This is a genomic window from Psychrobacter sp. Sarcosine-3u-12 (genome assembly GCF_002836005.1).
Classification (GTDB): Bacteria; Pseudomonadota; Gammaproteobacteria; order Pseudomonadales; family Moraxellaceae; genus Psychrobacter; species Psychrobacter okhotskensis.
Map to the genome: position 1 here is coordinate 1 of NZ_PJBY01000097.1, position 21,948 is coordinate 21,948.

Consider the following 21,948-nt stretch of genomic DNA (forward strand, 5'->3'; position numbering starts at 1 on the left):
TTGAGCCTGAACCCGTTGTTGAGCCTGAACCCGTTGTTGAGCCTGAACCCGTTGTTGAGCCTGAGGCGAATGATTCTCAATTAACATCTGAATCTGATGATCCACGCACTTTACTTCGTTGCCCACCGCAAGAGTTGGTAGGTGCGTGGACACCAGAGAAGTGGGACTATTGGCTACAAACCGCTCGTGAAGCGGAGGTTTTGGCTCAAGATGAATTGGCACTTGCCCGTCAAGGTATGATGTCTGGTCTATGCAATGGTAAAGCTACCTTTGTTACAAGTGTCGACAGTAAGCACTTGCAGATGACCTTTCAGCAACTGGCAGAAAAACTACAGCAGCAATTTACACAGGCAGAGATTGGCTTGCAAATCGATGGTAGCGTCATGCAAGCAGAAGACAAAACGCCTGAGCGTCGCCAACAAAAGCGTTTGATCCAAGCGAAGACGGTTGCAGAGGCAAAATTGCTAGATACACCCGTGATGAAATATCTGACCGAGCGCGGCGAAGGAAAAATGGGCAAAGTTCAGTTATATTAAACAGTTGCAAATTTTAGTAATGGCATTGTTTACCAATTAAATAATCATTAAATGTAATGTTATGATTAAAATATCAAGGTGATGTTCGTTTATCACCTTGATATTTTTGCTTTTATTAACAGATAAATAGGATCTATTTATAAGGTAAGCTACATTTAAAAACGGTAAGATTAAATAAAATACTTTATAATGGTTAAGTTATATTAAAAACTGAAAAGTGGCTTAGGTGAGTATATGTTAGATAATTTACGCGGTATGGCCGTGTTCGCCAGTGTGGTCGGACACGGCTCTTTTAGTGGTTCAGCTCGAGAGCTTGGCATCACAACCAGTGCAGTCAGTCAACAAATTCGTTCGTTAGAAAATGAGCTTGGCGTGGTGCTATTGCATCGCTCTACTCGTAAGCTCAGCTTAACGGAAGCGGGTGAGAGCTTTTATGAAGCGGCAAAAGACGTGGTTAGCGCGGCCGAACAAGGTAGAATCAAGGTCAATCAGTTACGTGATGAGCTCGCTGGTAGCTTACGTGTGGCCACGACACCCGAGCTTGGGGTCAACCATATTTTACCGGCCTTGTCGACTTGGATGGCGGCACATGATGACCTAAGTATTACTTACTTAGCAGACAATCATTATATTGATATGATTGATGAGCGTATCGATATTGCGATTCGTATGAGTCCAACGATTAATGATTCTAATTTGAGCAGTCATCCATTGACGGATGTACGCCAAATGCTTGTCGCCTCACCACAGTATCTGCGCCAACATGTAAAATTGAAAACGCCTAAAGATTTGGCCGAGCATCAGCTGATTTGTATTGAAATCATGAAGGACGCCAATCAGGTTGATATGATTCAGACCGAAACAGGTAAAAAATCACGTATAAAAATGAATTCGCGCATTTATACCAACAATGTCTTTATGGCCACGACTTTAGCCAAAGAAGGGCACGGTTTGGTTAGAATGATGGAAATGGATATTAAAAAAGAGCTCGAAAGTGGTGAATTGGTGGAAGTCTTGACCGGTTATCAGCTGCCGAGTTTTGTGCTCTATGCCGTTACTTTGAACCGCGATCAGCAACCTGCAAAAATTACGCGTTGTTTAGAAGTATTGAAAAAATACTTTCATGCTAATTAAGTCGAGCGTTTAATGATCTTTACTTGAAAGTATTTTAAAGCGTTAAAAAGCAAAAAGCCTATAGATTAGTTATCTATAGGCTTTTTGAGTGTGAGCATTTGATTAAATCAATGAATTAAAACGATGGTTTTAATAGCTCAATCAAACGATCAGCCACCTGTGAGCTTTCATCACGGCTCATGTTAAGCGGCGGCAGTAAGCGCACCACATGACCACCAGTCACATTGATAATCAGCTTTTGCTCATCACGGGCTCGATCGACCAGCTGACTACAGTCCATGTGTTCAGGTAAGGCAATACCGATCATCATCCCAGCACCGCGACTGGTGACACCATGTTGTCCTAAGCTGTTTACTAAGCATTCGCGAATGAACTGACCTTCTGTCACTGCATTATCCATAATATCGCTGTTTGCCAATACCTCGTAAACGCTGTGCACCACACGACTGGCTAAGGGCGTGCCACCGTAAGTAGAGCCATGACTGCCAGCACCGAACAAGCCATTGGCGCGACCACGTACCATGCAAGCACCGACGGGGAAACCATTGCCTAAGCCTTTCGCTGTCGTCAAAACATCAGGACGCGCGCTGCTATGTTGATACGCAAAATATTTACCCGTGCGACCATTGCCCGTTTGTACTTCATCCAGCATAAATAGCCAGTTGTGAGCATCACATTCTGCTTGTAGCTCTTCTAGATAAGTAAAGCCGTTAGGTGCAGTATTGAGACCGCCTTCACCTTGAATGGGCTCTACAAAGATAGCACAAATATCATCATGCTCTTGCGCGGCTTGCTTGATCGCTGCGATATCGCCAAAGGGGACACGGATAAAGTCATCATCTAAGGTATAAAAGCCTTCGCGCGCTTTTGGATTGGCTGTTGCTGATAACGACAATAAGGTGCGACCGTGGAATGACTGCTCCATCACGATGACTTTTGGACGTTTAAATCCCTGCTTATGGGCGTATAAACGCGCCAGTTTTAACGCAGCTTCATTCGCTTCGGCGCCGCTATTGGCAAAAAACACGTTGTCCATCTGAGCTGCCGTACACAGTACTTCGCCAGCACGCTCTTGCCAGTCGATACCGAATAGATTGCTCGTATGTACCAAAGTAGCAGTTTGTTGTTGAATGGCGTCGGTGATTTGAGGGTGGCAATGCCCCAAGCCACAGACAGCGATACCCGTCAGGGCATCTAGATAAGGCGTATCATCTTTGGTGTACAGCCAGCTGCCTGAACCACGAGTAAAGCTGATCGGCTGACGATTATAAGTGGGCATCAGGTAAGTAGCTGACATACAAAATATCCTTGCGGTGATAACGTTATAAAGTGATTAGACGGATTGATTATAGCTCATCCGAAAATGGAGTCGACTCGGCCGGTAGGGTGTACTCTTCGTTGGCCCAAGCACCTAAGTCAATAAGCTTGCAGCGGTCACTACAAAAAGGCTTATATTTATTGTCTTGCCATGCGGTCTGAGTGCCGCAGCATGGACAAGGGTAAGTTTTGGGCACAGTGTTGGCAGTATCAGTCATAATAAGTGAGGTCATCCTCATAGGTAGTAGGAAAAGTATGCTCAGCGAATGGGAGTCGGTATAATAGCATGAGGCTAAAGAATGACAAAAGGCAAATAGCTTTCTATGTCAAACCAGCCTAAACAAAGCGAATAAAGAATACACCTAAAGCATATGCTGTAGTGCTTAACAGAGTTTTTATAAAATAGACATTACAACTAAATCAGTAATAGTTTAATAATCAAATTGATAGCCTACTAAAGACTATCGCTTACAGGACGAAATCCTACTATGACGCAACAAGCAACGCTTTCCCATCAGAAAAATCGTGCCTTTCAACCACAAAAGCTGTCAGCGCCGCGCGACTTTATTGTTCCAAAGATAATCAGCGAAAACCAAGACAACGCCCCTTTATTGTTAGAGATTGGTGCCGGGAAGGGCAAGCACGCGCTCAGTTTTGCCACACAAAATCCTGATAAGCAACTGATTGCCATTGAGCGTACCCGTAATAAGTTTGAAGCTTTTGCTAAGATTGCAACACAGCATAATTTATCCAACTTAAACGCCATTCATGCGGATGCCATCGCCTGGATCGTACATGCCGTCGCGGCCAGTAGTATCGCCAAAATTTTTATATTATACCCTAACCCAGAGCAGCACAATCCCAACCAGCAATGGCTGAATATGCCGTTTTTTGAGTTTTTATTATCGCGACTACAAGTAGGAGGAGATGTAGTATTAGCGACGAATATCGAAGCGTATATGGATACTGCAGAGCAACAAGCTTGCACGGTATGGTGCTTACCAAACAAGCGTTATCATGTACCGATAGACAGCGAGCGTACCCACTTTGAGGTAAAGTACTTAGCGCGTGGAGAAACATGTTGGGAGTTGACTATGCGTAAGCCAAAAGGCTATAAAACAAGGTTTGATGATTGGCAAGTTAGCGAAATGGACATTAAAAAATAGCCTAAGCAAAAAATAAACCTAATAAGGATTAGCTTTCGTATAAATAAGACAGTCGTTACATATAAAATAGCCTAAGCAAATAAAATTATAAAACAAAAACTGCCACTAAAGGGCAGTTCAAAAATTACACTCATTTCATATTACAGATAAGGCTTCACAAGTTTATTAGAATCCGTATAAGCATCTAAAACCGTTAGAAGGGTATAGGCGCCGATAAACTTACGGCTAATGAACATAAATTCTTTTGGCGGCAGATTAAATTCAAAAGACTGCATAGCGCGCGTCGCAGCAGAGGAAAGGCGTGAGTGTAGTTTACTATTTGCCCAGATATAACGATTTTGTTCATCCAAACACTCAGTAGGAATATCAGGATTGGTCGCTGGATCGCTAAAAGGCTCAGTTGCCAAGAGGAACAAAGAGGCGATATCGGAACAAACTTTTTCACTCATCGTGTCAAAAAAATCATAACCAGTCATGGCTTGCATCATTGCCTGATGGTCGTGACGGTAGCCAGCTTTTAGTAAGCCATGAGCAATTGTCAAAAGAGTATTATCAAACTGACGAATCGCCCCAAAATCCAATAATACTAACTTATCGACCTCGTGGTCATTGTCGCTGACACGAACGAGATAATTACCAAAATTTGGGTCTGTTTGCATCTCGCCCCAAACAAAAATCTCTTGCATCATGATCTCTATTGCCGACTGACCAATGGCATTGCGACGTTCGTGCGGTAAAAGCTGCAGTGCTTCCGAGACGACGCTAATGCCGGGCTCGTAAGACATACACAATAGGCGTTTGCTTGAATAAGCGCGATTAATTTTGGGCACAGCATAGCGCGGATCATCTATCAGCCGCTCATAAAAACGCTCAGTAGTTGCAGCTTCTGCCTCATAATCGACTTCATGATGAAGTAGGTCACGTATCTCTTCAAACCATGCATCGAGCGAGCGCGTTTGCGGGACAATATTACTGACTTTTAGCAAACGCTTAAACAAGGCAAGATCAGAATTGATGGCATCTGCTACCCCTGGATATTGAATTTTTAACACCACTTGCTCACCAGTGGCTAATACCGTGGCGCGATGAACTTGGGCGAGAGAAGCCGTACCGATCGGAATAGTATCGACGTCGAGCTCGCTGAGTCTATCGCCTAATAATTGACGCAAGGTCTGCTCGATGGTTGGCCATGACAGGGTAGCGGTATCGTCATTGAGTGTTTGTAGTGCGCGCGTTATCTCAGGTGGCAATATATGCTCACCGTAAATAGCCAGCATCTGACCGATTTTGACCACGGAGCCTTTTAGTTTGCCCAGCTCTTCTGCGACATAATTTGCCTGCGCTTCCATAAAAGCTTGGTTACGTGCCGTGCGCGCTTCTTTATTCAAAAACATACCAGACACGCTGTTACCTGCCCAACGACGACCAATGTTTAGAGAAGTTTTGGCAATCGACATTCGACGTTCAAACCCTGAGGTTTTTAGATTGTCAATTGATTGCTTATTATTAGAAGGTTTAGACGTATCATTTGCCATAAATATAATCATTCATCCGGTTGGTATTGATGTGCGGGTTTGAAACCGACAATACAAGAGAGATGCGACGCGCAGGTACAAACGGGTACAAAATTGTATCATATAAAGGGGCAGGGGTTTATAAGCCTTAGCCGACCGCTAGCAGTTAGTTTGTAAGCTAACGTATTAATCTAAATGATGATACGCCCTAATAAGGTAGCAAAAAATACGACCTAGTATAGTACTAGGTCGAATCATAACTCACTTAGAGAACATGGCACTCAATACAATACATAACGTCAACGATGGTTTAAACGTGCCAGATAAGTGAATTATCCAATATTGCTAAATGGCTGATGATGAATTACGCCTGTTCGCGGGCAATGGCATGATGACCAATATCGCGGCGATACTGTGCCCCATCAAAACTAATCGCACCTGTCACTGCCAGTGCTGCTTGCTGAGCGTCTGCAATACTATCTGCTAACGCCGTCACACATAATACTCGCCCGCCGTTGGTGATGATTTCTGCATTAACGTTGTGCGCATTAGCATTGTTATCATCCGAAAATGCCGTGCCTGCGTGAAAGACCTTAACTGCGCTATTATTGTTAGCATCCAGCTCAGGCAAGCCAGCAATCACATCACCTTTCGAAGAAGTTTCAGGATAGCCTTTTGAGGCAACAACGATACCAAGGGCAGGGCGCGTATCCCATTGAGCATCACTTGGTAACTGGCCTGCCAGCCCTTGAGCGACCAAATCTACCATCGACGATTGCAAGCGCATCAAAATTGGCTGTGTCTCTGGATCACCGAAGCGGCAGTTGAATTCGATGACATAAGGGTCACCTGCGTCATTAATCATGAGTCCTGCATATAAAAATCCAGTATAAGGATGACCGGCCTCATTCATCGCATCGACCACTGGTTGAATAACTTGTGCCATGACCTTGTCGTGGACATCTTGGGTGACAACTGGCGCAGGAGAGTAAGCACCCATGCCGCCAGTGTTGGGACCTGTATCGCCTTCAAAAGCACGTTTATGATCTTGGCTAGTCGCCATCGGTAATATATTGTCACCATCAATCATACAGATAAAGCTGGCTTCTTCACCTTGCAAGAACTGCTCGATCACCACACGGCTGCCTGCATCGCCAAACTTATTGTCGGCCAGCATATCATCGATTGCTTCATATGCTTGTTCGATAGTCTCCGCGACGATGACGCCTTTACCAGCAGCCAGACCATCCGCTTTAATAACAATGGGCGCGCCTTGCTCATCAATATAAGCTTTGGCAGCGTCAGTATCTGTGAACCCTTGATAAGCTGCCGTCGGAATATTGTTCTGTGCCATAAATTCTTTGGCAAAGGTTTTTGAGCCTTCTAACTGCGCACAATATGCCGTTGGGCCCCACGCCTTAATACCAGCAGCACGGCAGGCATCGATGATACCCGTCACCAATGGGGCTTCTGGTCCAACGATGACCATATCGATGGCGTTGTTTTGGCAAAACTCAATGACAGCATTGTGTTCATCAGTTCCGCTACCTGTAGACTCGAGAACAACGTTTTGGCATTTGGGTTCAAGGGCAGTACCAGCATTACCTGGGGCGACGTAGACGTGTTGGACGTTGTTATCTTTTGCACATTGCCATGCTAGCGCGTGTTCACGACCACCTGAGCCAATCACCAAAATATTCATCATACGTCTTGCCCTTAGCATTAAAGTTAATAATGAGTTAGTCATACACTCTGAGAGATAGCCGTATTCTAACAAAAAAAGTGCCTTGATTGCCATGAGTATCCACCTGCCAGCCGTTATTCATCAATAATTAAGGTGTGTTGTCTCATTAGCAAAGGTTATCGGCATGTTGCTGATTCATGAAATGATGTTGTACGCTTTAGCTATGCGCCTAGGTGCGTTACACTTCAATATATTAATGGTATTAAATCTAGCCAGCCGTTTGCTCTTATAAACATTAGGCAATAAAAAACAACAGAGGATGCCAAAGAGAACGATATGGTTTATTAGAAGCTCGTTAATGGATGTACTGCTATCTGATATTGGTGATTCATTACATTCAGACCTTGCTAATAATTAATACTGATTAATAAGTAGAAACCAACTAAGTGCTAACAAAGAAAAGCACTTGAAAAGAAAAGCACTTGAAAAGAAAAACACTTGAAATACTAAACCTATAAAAAGGACAAAGGACATGCCAAACTCCCTAAGTATCGCAAAAGAGCGCATCAGCCAGATAAGCGATATTGCCACCAATTATGTACAAAATGACAAATCACTATTTGATCATTTTATTCATAGTTATTATCAGCCCCTGCATCAAGAGACGGCAGAGGCTATCAGCAATACTGACTTAGCAGGCATGGCGCTCCATCATTTTACGCTACTCAAGTCTTATGATGGTAAACAACCGCAACTCGCTATTTTGAACCCAAAAGCAGAAGAGCAGCATTTCCACAGCTCGCACACGGTCATACAAATAGTGGCGTACGACAGACCATTTTTAGTAGATACTATTTTGATGAGTCTTGAGGCTCAAGGTATCGACGTGCATCGCACTTATAACATTATTATCAGTGTTGAACGCGATGATGACGGCAACATTGCTCATATTGAAGGTGCTCATGAAAGCGCGACGTCGCACTTATCTATGATTCATTGTGAAATTGCCTATCAAGACAACGAAGAGTTGGCCGCATTACAGCAACTGTTGTTGGCAAAAGTGGATACGCTCGATACCGTCGTTGGTGACTGGAAACAAATGCGCGAGAAGCTAACGGACATCCAGTCGGAGCTGTCAAAAAAACCATTGCCAGAAGTATTCTATTCGCAGCAAGAGATTCAAGCGTTCTTAGATTGGATATTGGACGATCATTTTATCTTCTTAGGCTACCGTGAATATCGCTTAGAAGGCGATAGCATAATGGATGTCAACAGCGACGCTACCAATTCTAAGAACGCAGATTTGGATTTATTTGCCATTGGCAATAGCGGTCTTGGTTTGCTACACGGTGCCGCAGAAGACACTTTGTCAGAAAGCTTTAGCCAATTGCCAAAAGTGTTAAAGCAGCTGTTGACCGAGCCGCGAGTATTGATGTTATCCAAATCGAGCCGTGTCTCACCTATACATCGTTCTGTATATATGGACTTCTTAGGTATTCATAAGTTTGATGACAATGGCAAACTGGTCGGTGAATATCGATTTATTGGTTTACTGACGTCGCAAGCTTATCAACTTACTGTCCAACAGATACCATTACTGCGTGAAAAAGCCAATAAAATCATGGCAATGGCAGACTTACCGCGTGATGGTCATGCACATCATAAGATGATGCACGTCATTAATACTTTACCGCGTGATGATTTGTTTCAAGCCAGCGTCGAAGAGCTTTATCCGATTGTCTCTGGTATCAGTCAATTACAAGACAAAAAGAGCCTGCGCTTATTCAGTCGTATCGACCATTATCAGCGTTTTGTTTCTTGCTTGGTCTATATTCCCCGCGATAAATTCAACACTGAACTGCGCATCAAAGTGCAAAATGTCTTGAAAGACGCGTATGGTGGCACCTCATCTGGCTTTACCACTGAATTTAATGAATCTGCCCACGCCCGTGTGCATGTCCACGTACGTACTGTGCCCGGTCAAGTTAATGATGTGAATACAGCCGCTTTAGAAGAAAAGCTGTCGGCACTCATGCAATCATGGGGCGACCACTATCAAAAAATGTTACTCGACAATGTCGGTGAGCAACAAGCCAATGCACTTAATCGTCGTTTCTTCAACTACATACCTGCCGCTTACCAAGAGCGCTTTGATACCCGTACGGCTGTCGAAGATGTTAAACGCTTATCAGGATTGACCGATGAGCAGCCAATGATTTGGCACCTATATCAGTCAACCGGTGACGCAAGCAATCAGCTGCATCTTAAGCTGTATGGACGTGAGCAACCCGTTATTTTGTCCAAAGTCTTGCCAATATTAGAGAACTTTGGTGTTTCAGTGATTTCTGCGCAAACCTATGAGTTTGACTTACCTGAGCTGCCTATCTGGATGCAAGAGTATGAACTGACCTTGGAGCATGTCGATACGGTTGATATGCAAGTGGTGCGTAATCAATTTGAAGACAGTCTCAAGCAGATTTGGGCGGGACGTGTTGAGAGTGATTCCTTTAACGAGCTGGTATTAATCACCAAACTAGACACTTATGATGTGGTCGTACTCCGTGCCTTGTCCCGCTATATGATGCAAGCCCGCGCGCCATTCTCTAGTGCTTATATTCAGCAAACGGTGGTAAAAAACAACGACATTAGCGTGGCACTAAGCAGCTTGTTCGATGCACGTATGAATCCTAAGTATAGTGAAGAGGCGCGCACAGAAAAAACTACGAAAATTCAAGAGCAAATCACCGCCGCCTTGATAGACGTTGATAGCTTGGATGAAGATCGTATCTTGCGTTGGTATTTAGACCTAATCAATGCCATGGTGCGTACCAACTTCTATCAAACGGATAGTGAAGGCGCACGTAAAGACCGTCTGTCGTTTAAGTTCTTAGCTGCAGATATTCCAAACTTGCCAAAACCGAAGCCGATGTTTGAGATATTTGTCTATTCACCACGCGTTGAAGCCGTGCATCTACGCGGTGGTAAAGTTGCCCGTGGTGGCTTGCGTTGGTCAGATCGTATGGAAGATTTCCGTACTGAAGTACTGGGTCTGGTCAAAGCGCAAATGGTCAAAAACGCAGTTATCGTACCGGTTGGCTCAAAAGGCGGCTTTATCGTTAAGACCAAGTCGATGGCAGATGGTCGCGAAGCGTTCCAAGCTGAAGGGATTGCTTGTTATCAGACATTCCTACGCGGTATGCTCGATATCACTGACAATATCGTTGATGGAAAAATTGTCCCGCCAGCCGATACCGTGCGTCATGACGAAGACGACCCGTATTTGGTCGTTGCCGCTGATAAAGGCACGGCAAGCTTCTCCGATATAGCCAATGCCTTAGCTGCCGAATACAACTTTTGGCTTGATGACGCCTTTGCCTCCGGTGGCTCAGTCGGTTATGACCATAAGGCCATGGGTATCACAGCCCGCGGTGGTTGGGAGTCAGTCAAACGTCACTTCCGTATGCGCGGTATGGACATTCAAAACCGTGATGACTTTACTGTCGTCGGTATTGGTGACATGAGTGGTGATGTATTTGGTAATGGTATGCTGAGATCGACCCATACCAAGCTGGTCGCAGCCTTTAACCATCTTCACATCTTTATCGATCCCAATCCAGATACTGCTGCGTCTTATGCCGAGCGGGAACGCTTGTATGAAACGCCGCGCTCGACGTGGGACGATTACGAAAAGTCGCTCATTAGTCAAGGTGGTGGGGTGTTCTCACGCACGGACAAAAGCATCGCTATTAGCGCTGAGATGAAAGAGATTTTCGATATTAGCGAAGACAACTTGGCCCCTAATGAGCTTATTAGTGCACTAATGAAGTCGCCAGTGGATCTCATCTGGAACGGTGGTATCGGTACTTACGTGAAAAGCGAAAATGAAAGCCATGCTGATGTCGGTGACCGTGCCAATGATGCAGTCCGCGTCAATGGTAACGAGCTGCGTACAGCCGTCGTCGGTGAAGGGGGGAACTTGGGCTTTACCCAGCAAGGGCGTATTGAATACGCACAGACGGGCGGACGTATTTATACCGATGCCATCGATAACTCAGGCGGCGTGAACTGCTCAGATCATGAAGTCAATATCAAAATCTTACTCGGCAAAGTCGTTGAGCAAGGTGACATGACCCTGAAGCAGCGTAACGAGCTGCTAGAAAGTATGACCGATACTGTTGCAGAGCTGGTGTTGCGCCAAAACTATCTACAACCACAAGCAATTGAGCTTAGCCATATCCGCGCCGCTGCTAACCTAAGCGATCACCAGCGTTTTATCCAAATGCTAGAAAGCGAAGGTCGTCTTGATCGTGCCATTGAATACTTGCCAGCAGACGAAGAGATCGCCAAACGTCAAAAAGCGGATACCGGTCTGACCAATCCTGAACTGGCGGTGGTCATGGCCTATGGCAAAATGTGGGTTTATGACAACTTGTTGCTATCGGACTTGCCAGATGATCCATACTTTATCAATGAGCTGCGTAAGTACTTCCCAGACGAGCTGGCTACGCGTTTCTTTGATGAGATGACTGAACATCGTCTGCATCGTGAGATTATCAGTACCTATCTGACCAATAGTGTGGTCAACCGTTTGGGTATCGAGGCACTGTTCCGTCTCTATGAAGAAACCGATCAGTCTCTAGCGACTATTATTCGTGGTTATGCGATTAGCCGTGATGTCTTCAATGTGGCAAAAGCTTGGAACACGCTTGAGTCGTTAGATAATAAAGTCGATGCGACGCTGTTATTGAACCTCGAGCTGCGTCTACGTGATGCTCTCGAGCGCGGTGTGGTGTGGTTCATCAATGCCTTTGGGCAAAACTTGCAAGTGGCAGATATGATTAGCCGCTTTAGTGAAAGTGTTGAGAAACTAACCAAATCAGGCGGTTTTATTGAGCAGCAATTTTCCGAGTACTTAGAGGCAGACACCCATAGCTTGGTGGAAAAAGAGCTATCCGATACGGATGCTACCTTGTTTGCTATGCTGCCTTATCATGTTGATGCGTTAGATGCAGCGCGCCTTGCCGAGCAATATGAGCGTCCTGTCGATGAGATTGCGACCTTATACTTCGAGGCCTACCATGTCTTGCAGCTAGATTGGATGATGGATAATATCGCCAACTTACCACAGCAAGACTATTGGGATCGCCGTGCCCGTCATGCCTTAGTGAATGAGCTGTCACGTAGTCTGCGTCTGTTAATGGACGCCATATTGTCCAAGCCAGATGCACAGCAGGCATTTAGCGAATGGAAAGCGCGTCATAAAGACCATCTTGAAGGGGTAACGACGGAGATGCATAAGCTCGATAGCAATGATGAAAGTGCTATTAGCTTGTCAACGCTCTCTGTCCTTATGAGTGAGCTGAGCGGCCTAGTGACTAAATGAGTGAAAGTGAGCAAGTGACTAAGTAAAGAGTCATGAAATAAATAACAAGATAAACGTCTTTTCAAAAAAACCACCGTTATTAATTGACGGTGGTTTTTTATTGCCTTATTGTCATAATTTTTATTAACTGCCTTAACTGCTGTCTTAATTTACGAGGCTTTTTCGTCGGTAACATTGGTAACTCGGCGACAGCCTTGACCGCTGATTTGGCTAAAGCCGCCAGAGAGTTTTTCGACCTTAATTTGGGTTAGGATACGATCTTTTAACGCCTGTACGTGCGAGATAATGCCAATAAGTTTACCTTCTTGCTGCAAGCTGGTTAAGGTGTCGAGCGCAATATCAAGCGACTCTTCATCAAGCGTGCCAAAACCTTCGTCCAAAAATAGCGAGTCGACGCGGATGTTATGACTGGCCATTTGTGATAGCCCAAGCGCTAAGGCCAGGCTGATAATAAAACCTTCACCGCCAGAGAGGTTTTTGGTACTACGAATATCACCGCCTTGATAGTTGTCGATGACGTTAAGCTCAAGCGGATTGCTGTCATCATGAATGAGTAAATAGCGGTCACTCATTTTTTGCAATTGCGTATTTGCATGACTAATCATGACCTCAAACGTTAAGCCTTGGGCAAAGGTACGGTATTTCTTGCCATCAGCGGAACCAATGAGCGTATGTAGCTGTTGCCAAACTTGTAGCTTTTGTTTTTGCTCATTGATAGCAATGAGCTGTGCCGCTTGTTGGCCTTTTTGACTGTCGTTATCCTTAAGTTTTTGGTCAATCGCACCGATTTTTTGACTTAACTCATCAATATCTATTTGTATTTGATGGTGCTGGCCAGCAAGTATTTCTCGGTCTTCATCCGTCATAGGATTGGCAAGTTTTTGCTCTAACGCTTGCTGGGTGCTATCCAACTGTAATTTAGCTTGATGCAATGCATTATCAATCGCTAATTTACGTGTCTGTAGTGACTCACGCTCTTCTTTAGGCAGGCGGGCACTCACAAAAGCAGCTTCATCTACGAACTGTGATTCTGCGAGCAAGTTAGTAAATCCGCTTTGCTGCGTATTCAGTATAGACATCGCCGCCTGTAGCTCTGTGTCTAGCTGTTGTTCTCTAGCTGTTAATTGCTCTAGAGTCTGCTGTACAGTGTCTAGCTGCCTTTGTGCTACTACTTGCTTGGCTTTAGCCTCATCAACCGCACGGCGTAATTGATTTTCTTCATTGTCTGTATTTTTATCTGCAAAAATCTCTTTTCTATCTTGCTTTAATTGTTCGATAGCATTGGTTTTATGAGCAACTAAGTTCTCTAACTCTTTGAGCGCTGCTTCATCATTGCTAAGCTGTGCTTGCTTGGTTTCAATCTGCGCGGTCAAACTGCTTAAGCTATTGGTTAGCTGCTGCTGGCGGTTTTTCTGCTCATTAAATTGTCGTTTTAACTGGTTTAAAGCGCTGCGCTGTTGACGCAGTTTTTCAATATGACGGTCATAATCTGCGCTGTCTATTACCGTTTGCTCATCAAAACTATTACCCAATTGCTTAAGTGCATTAGATAAGTCTGCCGCATTGAGCGCTATAGTTGAGTTTAAGTGTTCTTTATATTTATCCGCTGGGTATTTATGCGTTAGAGATGAAACGGTGGTCATCAGGGGTGCCAACTCCGAGAAATTAGCGGCAATCTTATCTTTTATCCCATCAATCTTTTGTGAGTTAAGCTTGATGTCAGTTGTTAGATTATTAATATCGTGACTAACTGTTTGTTGCTGTTTTTCGTCGGTTTCGATGGCAGTACTGAGCTTTGCCGCACTCTCAGTTAAGTTGTCATATTCGACCACTATAATTTTAAGAGACTGTTTATGTTCAGTCAGATCATGTTTGGTGGTGTCTAATAAGGATAAGCTATGATCTATATTCGTGATGGTCGCATTAATATCATCGTTTATCTGAGTAAGAGGATTGATAATTGCTGCGATTGCTTCAGAGTAATCGTTCTTAGTCTCAAATAGTGAAGATAGGTAAGACTGAATATCGCCATATAATATTTCGGATTTCTGCTGTAGTGGGGCTAGCTGTTGTTGCTGGTTGTTAAGCGTTTCTTTCTTTGTAGCATATTCGATATTGTATGTTGATAAAGCCTGCTCAAGGTTATCAATAATGGTTTCTAGTTCAGCTATTTGCTGCTGAGTTTGTTGCGTCTTAGTCTGTTTTATTGTGGACGACTGGTTTTGCTTGGCATTGTCATCGATATTATTACTGTCTAATAACGGATGATGCTTACCATAAGGATGCTCATGCGCGCCGCATAACGGGCAGGGCGACCCATCTTCTAGCTCTGCTATGTAGTCTTCAAGCTTAGCGACCTTTTGTAGTAAATTCAGATGTTCTTGCTTTTCTTGCCTCTTGAGCTTAGCATCTTGAATATCTGACTGACGACTAGCAATGAGTTCTTCTAAGGTCGTTAATTCCTCGTTTAGCGTGGGCAGCGAGAGGTTAGTCTTTTTGATTTGGCGAGCAAGTTCAGACATCTGCTGTAATTTAAAGCTGGCTTGCGCAATATGATTGTTGATCTGATCCACTTGCTCTTGCTCGAAGCGCATACTCGCAAGCGACTGTTTTTCGATGAGTATTGCTTGCTGCTGTTGTACGCTGACCAATTGCTCGCGTTGCTCAGTTATTAACAACTTATCAGCATCTTGCTGCTTAGAGAGCTTATCGAAATGAGCTTGTAGCTTGCTTGATTGGTTGTCATGCGCAAGTTTATCCGCCGCTAAGCTGACATTATCTTCCAGCAGCACCACTAATCGGCGACAGCTGCTATCAAAGGTCGCCATATCTGTATCGAGATCGTTTAGCTCTTCATAATCGCTAAAATATTTTTCTATACTGCTAAGCTGAGCTTTGGTCTCTTGTTCTGTTTGTTTGTGGCTGGCTATTTCTTGGCGTAATCGTTGCGTATTATTGACTAAGACGTCTTTACGTTGATTGTCATCTTCCAAAGAATGGGATTGCTGTTTTATTTCAGCATCCAACTCGCGCGTTTTTGCAATGATAGGTAAGGTGGTCTGCAGATTGTCCGTGGCTTGCTTTTCAATGGTATTGACATCGTTTACATGGGTCGTGGCTTGTGCCAGCGCTGCTTGCTGTGTTGGAATCTTATTAAGCAAATCTTGCTGCTCGAAACCCAACCTCTTGACCGACTCTCGGCTATAGCTAAGCTCTCGAAATTGACTATCAATCTCCAAGGCTTTATTAGCAATATCTAGGCGCTGCGCTTCTGGAGTAAAGGCTTGCTGAGCCTGCTGTGCCGCTGCAAAATCATTTTGATAAGTTAATATATTTTGCTGTAGCTGCTGTACATTATCCAGCCACTGCAGCTGCTCGCTCAGGGTTTTGAAAGTTTGTCGCTGCTTGCTTTGCTGTTGATTAAGGGTCTGTAGCTCTGCTACCAGTAACTTTTCATCTTCAAAACTTAATAACGATAGGCTACTAACGCCCGCTTGTAGCTTACCAAGCACGTCTTCCTCAAAGCGTTTCTTTTCATGGACGTTTAACGATATCTTGGCATAGATAGCAGTGCCCGTTATTTTCTCTAAAATGGCGGCTCTATCGCCGATATCAGACTTTAAAAACGCGGCAAAACTGCCCTGTGCGAGCATGATAGAGCGGGTAAATTGGTTAAAATCCATGCCGATGAGGTCTTGAATGTAGGCGGAAGTCTTAGATTTTTTCTCTTCTAAAATCTTGCCGGTTTTGACCTCACTAATCTCATGCTTAATCGGTAATAAGTTGCCCTTGGCTTTTTTGTGGGCGCGATGCTGGTACCAGTAGCATTGATAGCGTTTGGAATCTATCTCGATGATAACTTCTGCCGAGCATTCCCCCGTACCTTGGGTCATGATTTCGTTCGTTGAGCCGGTAATATCACCCAATCTTGGCGTTTGACTATATAGTGCTAAGCAAATCGCATCCAAGATGGTGGTCTTGCCAGCGCCCGTCTGCCCAGTAATGGCAAAAATCCCTTCATTCAGAAAAGCCGGATCACTAAAATCAATGTGCCATTCGCCTTTTAGGGAGTTCAAATTTTTAAGTCGTAGTTCAATCAGTCGCATGGGTAGGTCTTATTTTTATATAGAACAGTTATAAAGAGAACAGTGATGAAAAGTGAAGAAGTTGTTGGCTGGCATCCAAAATGCGCTGCTATTATTCGGCCTGAGTATCTTCATGACGCAGGTTATAAACGATTTGATCATAGGCGTCACGTAAGGATGATTTTTGCTCATCAGGAATATTGTGAGCAATTAAGCAGCGCTCAAATACTTCTTCCTCATTTAAATCTTGTAGGGTCTCAGAGATTTGCTGTTGGTTCAAAACTTTATTATAGGTGCGCGTGTTTTTAATTTTTAATACTTCACACGGCAAACCATCTACCATCGCCTGAATATGCTCACGCAACTCACTGACCACGTCATCACCCGTATAAATAATTTCAAGCCAAACAGATTCTGTTGCATCAAGAGCTTGAATGGTTTTATCGATAGTCTTATTAATAGACTCCAGATCACCTGAGATTTGCGCCAATTTTTGGAATTTTGGAATGGGTAGGGAAACCACTTGCATCTGACGTGACTCATCATCATGCAGCAGTTGATATGCTAACTTAGCACCTGTTTGAGTTAAACCTTCTTCAACCGTGCTTTCTTCCTTTACATCACTTTCTACTGAGTCATCAAAGTCAAACAAGTCATCTATAAAACCAGTTGACCGACTTGCTACTTTTTTAGCGGCTTTTTCTACCGATTGTTCAATCTTAGTCACTGTATTAGTAAGCTTAGGCATATTGCTTTCAGATGTACTATTTGACGCTGCTTTTTGATTGCTAAAATCATTTTCTACTGCGCCAAACTGTACCAGCAATACTTGCTTTTGTTGCTTGGCCTCACCAAAGCCCATCGCAATAGGCGAGCCTGAATAGCGGATATGCTCACAGCCGCCGACGCGCTGCGGTACGTGCAAATGCCCAAGTGCCACATAATCAAAGCCTTCATCGAACATATCAGCAGAGATTTTGCCGAGTGAGCCGACATAAAGCTCACGCACACCATCGTCTTCAGTAGTGGTGCCACCCGCTGCGAATAGATGCCCTGTAGCGATGATAGGAATGTGACGCTGGTTTGCTTCGGCTAATTCTGTTTGCTCTGTTTGCTTCGCTTTAGCAATGCTGGCGACTTCATCATAATGGGCACGAATGCCTTTGATGACATTGGCATCTTTACTATCCGCGGACTCGCCAGCGCTGCTGCTACGGACATCACGGTCACGCAGATAAGGGATTGCGGCGATGATGCAATGCGGTGTACCGTCTGCATCGTCTAACACCAAGACCTCATCTTTTAAGTCTTCACAAGCGGTGCCAATGACATGAACGTTTAAGAATTTTAAGACATTGCTTGGTGCGTCCAAAAAAGTAGGGGAGTCATGGTTGCCCGCGACGATAACGATATGCTGGCAACATGATTTTGAAACTTTGCCCAAAAATTCATAATATAGCGCCTGCGCTCTGTTACTCGGCGTCATGGTATCAAAGATATCACCGGCGACGATAAGGACATCGACTTTTTGCGCGCTAATGGTATCTTGTAGCCAACTTAAAAACGCTTCAAATTCATCATAACGCATACGACCATAAAGCCTGCGTCCTAAATGCCAATCTGAAGTGTGGAGGACTGTTAAAAATTTCATAGGCATAGACTTGGTATCGGCAAGTGTGGACATAGTTGAGCTTTAGGATATTTAGTAGAAAGTAGTCATTCTAGCAAGATTTGCTTTGGTTTTCTCTGTTAGTGTCTGGTTTAAAGTAAGCATTGGCTTAGTAGCTATTTAGTATTTAGTACCTATTTGGAATAAAAAAGAACCATTAGGCCGAAGCTCAATGATTCTTTTTTTTAGAAATCTAGATTTGGAGTTATGACATCCAACTGTATTTGTTCATTTAATTGAAGCAAAGACTGAAAAAGCAGATGCAACGGTAAATAATACAATTGATATTTTTTTCATAGCTATTAACTAATCAATCACCAATTGCTCCCAACCATTATCAGCTGCTGCCAGATTAGCCACCATTGATAATGCATGAGCCTGTTGGTTAGTATCAGCATGTCCTTCTTTTGGTGTAGCAGCTGTACCGCCACGCAACCAATTATCATCGGTATTGCTAACATTTTGACTGTGCTGCTGATTTTGCAGGTTGTACCAAGCCAGATCATGATGTAGGGCGACCACATCACCCATGATAAGTAAGGCAGGTGTCGGTAGCTGCGCTTCTACTTGCTGAGCGACAATAGTCTCAAGCGTACCAGTCAATACTTGCTGATTTGGCATACTGGCATTAGAGATGATAGCGATTGGGGTGTCGCTACTACGACCAGCTTCGATTAAGCCTTCAGTCAAACGTGCCAACGAATGCAGACCCATATAAAACACCACGGTTTCGTCAGTATTTAAAAAGCTCTTAAAGTTGCTATTGGGCGTGCCAGCCTTTAAGAAGCCAGTGACAAAACGCACGGATTGCGAGTGATCGCGATGGGTGAGTGGAATACCCGCGTAACTTGCAGCGGCATTGGCAGCGGTGATACCGGGGACAACTTGATAGGGTACGCCGTGCGCACGCAGACTTTCAATCTCTTCGCCGCCACGTCCAAAGATAAAGGGGTCACCGCCTTTTAGACGGACCACACGGCGACCTTCTTTTGCACTATTGACCAACAGCTCATTGATACCAAGTTGGGCGACAGCATGATTGCTGCGTTTTTTACCGACAAATACTTTATCAGCATCACGGCGGCATAAGTCCAATACTTGCGGTGATACTAGCGCATCGTAGTAGACAATATCGGCTTGCTGCATTAAGCGCAGCGCTTTAAACGTGAGCAGCTCTGGATCACCGGGGCCTGCACCGACGATGTACACTTCACCGACAGGCGTTTGCTCAGGCGCTGCAGCCGGGTGTTGTGGCTGATCTATTGTAGCGGTGATTGATACAGACGAAGACTCTGTTTGTAATGGTTGCGTGTCTGCGCGGCTCGTTTTATCAAGTTCAATTTTGGCGGCTGTCTCATCCAAGTCGGCTTGTAGTTGCGCGGCGGCTTGGCTTTCATTGCCCGCAAACATCAACTCGCTGACTTTGCCTTCAAAAGCGCGCTCCCAAAACTGCCGACGACCCGTTAAGGTTGGAATCTTGCTTTTTACCTCAGTACGGAAGTCGCCTGCTAGTTTGGCCAATTTTCCATAGCCTTGCGGAATCAAAGTTTCAAGCCGCGCCCGTAATAGACGTGCCAGCACCGGCGCTTTGCCATTGGACGAGATACCAATCACGATAGGATTGCGGTCGACGATGGCGGGGAAAATAAAATCACATAAAGGTGGGGTATCGACCACATTTACCGGAATATTAAGCTCGCTGGCATCAGCGTGGACTTGATGGTTAAGTATCTCGTCATCGGTCGCGGCAATGATAACGCGCGCGCCTGTCATATAGGTTTTATTATAATTATCATAGATAAGTTGGTGCTTGCTATCTGATAGTAAAGCTTGTATCTCAGCACTGATACTTGGTGAAAGGACAGTGATACACGCACCAGCGCGGCTGAGCAAGTCAGCCTTACGTAGCGCCACATCGCCGCCGCCGACGATCAGCACTTTGCGATCTTCTAATTTAAAAAATAGTGGAAAGGTGTTCATATCTTCACCAGTTATTCAATTTAATAAGGTATGTGACCATTATGAGGTATCAGGCTTTGTGTCTCACTTAGTGTATTGGCATTAGTATATTCGTTTTTGATATGATAACGGTAGTTTTTGAATGAATGTGGAATAGGTGAGGTATGAAATACAGGATCGGAAAAATAAAGCGAATAAGTATAATAATGTAGCTATTTTTAGCCCGTTTAGATAACAATCGATTGAATTGAGCGTTTGATACAAATAGTGATATCTATAAATAACGCAAAATTACCTATTCAGCGACCAATTTGCTATAGTTCGGCGGCCACTAATGCTTTAAATAAGAAGCTATCGTGAGGGAGTTTATGGAATTACTCAGTAGGTTGATCCTGAGCATGCTGGTATATTTATTGATATTGAAACCGTACATGAATAAAGCAATGAATTCTTTCACGCGAATCGGTAGTCGATATGATTGTATTACTCACTTAAGGTGTTGAAAATTATTTTACGTGGCGGCGCGCTGAGTTTTGCGTCTGCTATATTTGGTATTCTTTTATTGTTGGCTTTTGTGCTGACTCATCAAATGAGTTGGTCAATTGCTGGCATCTATCGCTACGATGTGTTGTTGGCATATGCTTTAATTATTCAAGTTTTTTTGGTTTACTTCAAATTAGAAACCCCGCGTGAGGTATGGGTCATTGCTATTTTCCATATTATGGCCATGGCAATGGAGCTGTTTTTAACCCATCCCAAAATTGGTTCTTGGTATTATCCCGAGCAAGCAATTTTTAGAATTGCCAATGTGCCGCTTTTTGCTGGTTTTATGTATTCGGCAGTGGGCAGTTTTTTAGCGCGTGGCTTAAGGCTGTTTAATGCATCCTTTACCTATTTGCCAAGTTTACTATGGGTGAGTTTATTAGTTATTTTGTCTTATGCCAACTTCTTTACTAAATTTTTTGCCCCTGATATTCGCAATATATTATTCATCGCTTCGATCATTTTGTTTTGGAAAACCAGACTGTTTTTTCAAATTAATCACAAAAATAATTTGCAACTGTGTGATGCCAAGCAATATCAATGTCCATTTTTACCATTACTGTTGTTTCTAGCTTTTCTGGTTTGGTTAGCAGAGAATATTGCTACTTTTGCCAATATTTGGCGTTATCCGTCACAAGAAAATGTATGGCATATGGTGGGTTGGGGTAAGCTTGGCTCTTGGTATTTATTGCTTATATTAAGCTTAGTATTGGTTTTGGCAGTCATGGGCAAAAGGGATACCAAAGGGAGTTGGCAGTTAGTTTGATATAGGGCGTGCCCTGTAGAGATTGAACTATATGCTCAAAGTTTGTGGGATTTAATTCGACAAGAACTTGATGCTTCGTGTTGGAGATCCTTTAATAGCAACAATAACCAGTGTGTACTCATTTCTCTAAATTGAATCGACTATAAAAATAAAAAGCCCTCTCTTAAATTTAAGAAAGGGCTTTTTATTTTT

General features: G+C 43.9%; 11 protein-coding genes and 1 pseudogene. 5 read left to right on the plus strand and 7 right to left on the minus strand.

Annotated features, from left to right (window positions below; translation table 11 throughout):
- Both CXF65_RS07205 and CXF65_RS07210 read left to right on the plus strand, forming a co-directional pair.
- A pseudogene (locus tag CXF65_RS07205) lies at nt 1–536 on the plus strand (DNA polymerase III subunit gamma/tau); the annotation flags it as partial.
- Between the two features lie 234 nt (nt 537–770).
- Entirely contained in the window at nt 771–1,670 is a 900-nt protein-coding gene (locus tag CXF65_RS07210; protein ID WP_025650795.1) for a LysR family transcriptional regulator, read from the plus strand.
- Nucleotides 1,671–1,785: 115 nt separating this feature from the next.
- Here the strand turns inward: CXF65_RS07210 and CXF65_RS07215 are convergent, their stop codons facing one another.
- Nucleotides 1,786–2,967, minus strand: a complete 1,182-nt coding sequence (locus tag CXF65_RS07215) for an aspartate aminotransferase family protein (protein ID WP_101211562.1) — start codon at nt 2,965–2,967, stop codon at nt 1,786–1,788.
- A 49-nt stretch (nt 2,968–3,016) separates the two neighbouring features.
- Entirely contained in the window at nt 3,017–3,205 is a 189-nt protein-coding gene (locus CXF65_RS07220; protein WP_101211590.1) for a DNA gyrase inhibitor YacG, read from the minus strand.
- Between the two features lie 270 nt (nt 3,206–3,475).
- Here CXF65_RS07220 and CXF65_RS07225 point away from each other — a divergent pair, with 270 nt between their 5' ends.
- On the plus strand, nt 3,476–4,153 hold the full coding sequence (locus tag CXF65_RS07225; RefSeq protein ID WP_101211563.1) for a DUF938 domain-containing protein: 678 nt from the start codon (nt 3,476–3,478) through the stop codon (nt 4,151–4,153).
- Nucleotides 4,154–4,293: 140 nt separating this feature from the next.
- Here the strand turns inward: CXF65_RS07225 and CXF65_RS07230 are convergent, their stop codons facing one another.
- A complete protein-coding gene (locus CXF65_RS07230) occupies nt 4,294–5,688 on the minus strand; it encodes an ABC1 kinase family protein (protein WP_101211564.1) in 1,395 nt (464 codons plus the stop codon).
- A gap of 343 nt (nt 5,689–6,031) precedes the next feature.
- The gene (gene purD / locus CXF65_RS07235) at nt 6,032–7,369 is read right to left on the minus strand and encodes a phosphoribosylamine--glycine ligase (protein WP_101211591.1); all 1,338 of its coding nucleotides are present in this window, start codon (nt 7,367–7,369) and stop codon (nt 6,032–6,034) included.
- 514 nt (nt 7,370–7,883) lie between these two features.
- On the opposite strand from purD, the gene CXF65_RS07240 reads away from it, so the two are divergent.
- Nucleotides 7,884–12,734, plus strand: a complete 4,851-nt coding sequence (locus CXF65_RS07240; protein WP_101211565.1) for an NAD-glutamate dehydrogenase — start codon at nt 7,884–7,886, stop codon at nt 12,732–12,734.
- A gap of 149 nt (nt 12,735–12,883) precedes the next feature.
- Here the strand turns inward: CXF65_RS07240 and CXF65_RS07245 are convergent, their stop codons facing one another.
- The 3 genes from CXF65_RS07245 to cysG form a co-directional block, all read right to left on the minus strand.
- Nucleotides 12,884–16,840, minus strand: a complete 3,957-nt coding sequence (locus CXF65_RS07245) for an AAA family ATPase (RefSeq protein WP_101211566.1) — start codon at nt 16,838–16,840, stop codon at nt 12,884–12,886.
- A 91-nt stretch (nt 16,841–16,931) separates the two neighbouring features.
- Entirely contained in the window at nt 16,932–18,476 is a 1,545-nt protein-coding gene (locus CXF65_RS07250; RefSeq protein ID WP_413772499.1) for an exonuclease SbcCD subunit D C-terminal domain-containing protein, read from the minus strand.
- A gap of 318 nt (nt 18,477–18,794) precedes the next feature.
- On the minus strand, nt 18,795–20,468 hold the full coding sequence (cysG, locus tag CXF65_RS07255) for a siroheme synthase CysG (protein ID WP_101211568.1): 1,674 nt from the start codon (nt 20,466–20,468) through the stop codon (nt 18,795–18,797).
- 475 nt (nt 20,469–20,943) lie between these two features.
- Here cysG and CXF65_RS07260 point away from each other — a divergent pair, with 475 nt between their 5' ends.
- Entirely contained in the window at nt 20,944–21,756 is an 813-nt protein-coding gene (locus CXF65_RS07260) for a DUF817 family protein (RefSeq protein WP_101211569.1), read from the plus strand.
- The last annotated feature ends 192 nt before the right edge of the window (nt 21,757–21,948 follow it).

What these genes read in the sequence shown, in the direction of transcription:
- CXF65_RS07230 (WP_101211564.1), bottom strand. Translation starts at nt 5,688, where the DNA reads ATGGCAAATGATACGTCTAAACCTTCTAATAATAAGCAATCAATTGAC.
- cysG (WP_101211568.1), bottom strand. Translation starts at nt 20,468, where the DNA reads ATGAACACCTTTCCACTATTTTTTAAATTAGAAGATCGCAAAGTGCTG.
- CXF65_RS07210 (WP_025650795.1), top strand. Translation starts at nt 771, where the DNA reads ATGTTAGATAATTTACGCGGTATGGCCGTGTTCGCCAGTGTGGTCGGA.
- purD (WP_101211591.1), bottom strand. Translation starts at nt 7,369, where the DNA reads ATGAATATTTTGGTGATTGGCTCAGGTGGTCGTGAACACGCGCTAGCA.
- CXF65_RS07250 (WP_413772499.1), bottom strand. Translation starts at nt 18,476, where the DNA reads ATGCCTATGAAATTTTTAACAGTCCTCCACACTTCAGATTGGCATTTA.
- CXF65_RS07215 (WP_101211562.1), bottom strand. Translation starts at nt 2,967, where the DNA reads ATGTCAGCTACTTACCTGATGCCCACTTATAATCGTCAGCCGATCAGC.
- CXF65_RS07240 (WP_101211565.1), top strand. Translation starts at nt 7,884, where the DNA reads ATGCCAAACTCCCTAAGTATCGCAAAAGAGCGCATCAGCCAGATAAGC.
- CXF65_RS07225 (WP_101211563.1), top strand. Translation starts at nt 3,476, where the DNA reads ATGACGCAACAAGCAACGCTTTCCCATCAGAAAAATCGTGCCTTTCAA.
- CXF65_RS07220 (WP_101211590.1), bottom strand. Translation starts at nt 3,205, where the DNA reads ATGACTGATACTGCCAACACTGTGCCCAAAACTTACCCTTGTCCATGC.
- CXF65_RS07245 (WP_101211566.1), bottom strand. Translation starts at nt 16,840, where the DNA reads ATGCGACTGATTGAACTACGACTTAAAAATTTGAACTCCCTAAAAGGC.